General features: G+C 54.4%; 3 protein-coding genes. 2 read left to right on the top strand and 1 reads right to left on the bottom strand.

All coding sequences use genetic code 11. The features are described 5' to 3' along the window. A partial coding sequence (locus tag HX778_RS24555; RefSeq protein WP_176983321.1) for a DUF2498 family protein occupies positions 1 to 159 on the top strand: 159 nt, incomplete at its 5' end. 68 nt (positions 160 to 227) lie between these two features. On the opposite strand, the gene sohB is transcribed toward HX778_RS24555, so the two are convergent. Continuing rightward, positions 228 to 1,277 (bottom strand): protease SohB, encoded by a 1,050-nt coding sequence (gene sohB / locus HX778_RS24550; RefSeq protein WP_038471899.1) that lies wholly within the window; start codon positions 1,275 to 1,277, stop codon positions 228 to 230. 257 nt (positions 1,278 to 1,534) lie between these two features. Here sohB and HX778_RS24545 point away from each other — a divergent pair, with 257 nt between their 5' ends. Continuing rightward, positions 1,535 to 2,296, top strand: coding sequence for a YciK family oxidoreductase (locus tag HX778_RS24545; protein WP_176983320.1), 762 nt, complete (start codon positions 1,535 to 1,537; stop codon positions 2,294 to 2,296). The last annotated feature ends 37 nt before the right edge of the window (positions 2,297 to 2,333 follow it).

Genomic DNA, 2,333 nt, shown 5'->3' with positions numbered 1-2,333 from the left:
GAAGCCACCGGCGTGGCCCAGAAAAACGGCGTGCTGGTCTTTAGTGGAGAATACTTCCTGGACGAACAGGGCTTGCCGACGCCGAAGAGCACGGCGGTGTTTAATATGTTTAAGCACCTGGCCCACGTCCTGTCTGAAAAGTATTCGCTGCAGGACTAAACGAAAAGCGAGGCTCAGGGCCTCGCTTTTTTGGTCTTAGAACAGCCTTGTTTTAGAAAATAATTGTTTTAGAGCAGCGGCTTTTCTCCCCGCTGCCACCAGCGCAGCAGCAGGCGGTCAACGCTGTTCGCCGCGCTTCCGGTGAAACGATCCATTACTTTTTTACGCTGCAGATATCGGACATTTACGGCGTCAAAATCTTTCATCATGCCCAACAGCAGGTCATCGCTGGTCGCCACGTCATCCACCAGGCCCTTTTCCTTCGCCTGAGTACCGTACCAGTGCTCGCCCGTAGCCACCGCTTCAATATCAAGCGCGGGACGCATGCTGCTGACAAACTGCTTGAAAAGGTGATGCGTTTCGTTCAGATCTTCCCTGAATTTCTCACGTCCCTGTTCGGTATTTTCGCCCAGCAGCGTCAGGGTACGTTTGTACTGCCCCGCGGTGTGCAGCTCAACGTCGATGTCATTACGTTTGAGCAGGCGGTGGAAGTTAGGAATTTGGGCCACGACGCCAATCGAACCGATGATGGAGAATGGCGCGGCAACAATACGCTGAGCCACACACGCCATCATATAACCGCCGCTGGCCGCGACTTTGTCTACCGCAACCGTTAGCGGGACGTCTTTGTCACGTAAACGCTGAAGCTGCGATGCCGCAAGTCCATAGCCATGAACCACGCCGCCGGGGCTTTCAAGCCGCAGCAGAACCTCATCTTTCGGCTTCACCACGGACAGCACGGCGGTAACCTCTTCGCGCAGGGAACTCACTTCGTGAGCATCCATGCTGCCTTTAAAGTCGAGCACGTAAAGCGTTGGCTTGCCCGAACTGGTTTTTTCGCCACGTTTTGCCCGCGCTTTAGCCTGCTTAGCTTCAAGCTTGAGTTTTTTCTTTTCTTCTTTATGCCACAGTTTCTGCTGGTGCGGATCGAGCATAGCGACCTGCATTTCCTGCTTTACGTCCTGATACTGTTCGCTCAGATTCGTCAGGCGTAGTTCACCGCGCGCCTGTTTCTTACGTTGCGCTACGTTCACCAAAATAATGGCCACGGCGGCAATCGCAACCACGAGGGTTACCGCTTTAGCCAGAAAAAGCCCATAGTTAGCAATCAGATCCACATTTACCGCCTTTATCACTAAGCATTGTTAATGTCTGCCAGTGTACCCGAGCTGGTACACATTCGTCTGTAAGTAACTATAAAGGCAGGAAGAGCGCTTCCTTAAAGGGTTTGGCGCAGGGAAACTTTTGCAAAATGTTAATCCTGAGCATTGTCTCCGTCAGGCTGATTGAAATGCGCCCGCCTTTGAGGCATAAAGCCCGGTAACCCAATGAGAAATAAGACGTGAGCATATTGCATCACGCGAGGAGCAAAACCGTGCACTACCAGCCGCAAGATAACTTACTGCAAAACCGAATTATTTTAGTCACCGGCGCCAGCGATGGCATCGGCCGTGTCGCCGCACTCACCTACGCTCGCTTCGGTGCTTCGGTCATTCTGCTGGGACGCAACGAACAGAAGCTTCGCGCCGTAGCCGGCGAAATCCAGTCCCACGGCCTGCTGCCAGCGCACTGGTTCACGCTCGACCTGGCAACGGCAACCCCGGAAGAGTGCCACGGTCTGGCAAACAAGCTCGCTACGCTGGTTCCGCGCCTCGATGGCGTACTGCATAACGCAGGTATTCTTGGCGACGTGGTGCCGATGGATAAGCAGAACCCGGACACCTGGCAGGCCGTGATGCAGGTGAACGTTAACGCCACCTTTTTCCTGACTCAGGCTTTGCTTCCTTTATTACTCAAATCCGAATCCGGCTCGCTGGTCTTCACCACTTCCAGCGTTGGCCGCCAGGGCCGCGCTGGATGGGGAGCTTATGCTGCATCGAAGTTTGCCACAGAAGGCATGATGCAGGTGCTGGCCGAGGAATATAAGCAACACAACCTGCGCGTGAACTGCATTAACCCCGGCGGCACGCGTACGGCGATGCGCGCCAGCGCCTTCCCAACAGAAGATCCGTCAAAACTAAAAACGCCGCGAGATTTAATGCCGCTTTATCTGTGGCTGATGGGCGACGATAGCCGCCGAAAAACCGGCATGAGTTTTGACGCCCAGCCTAACCGCAAACCGGGGATTTCAGAATGAGTGAGGATCGTTACCAGCAGCGACAGCAGCGGCAAAA

It is taken from the genome of Cedecea sp. P7760, from assembly GCF_013386425.1.
Lineage (GTDB): Bacteria > Pseudomonadota > Gammaproteobacteria > Enterobacterales > Enterobacteriaceae > Cedecea > Cedecea selenatireducens.
This window is presented reverse-complemented; position numbering and strand designations above follow the sequence as displayed.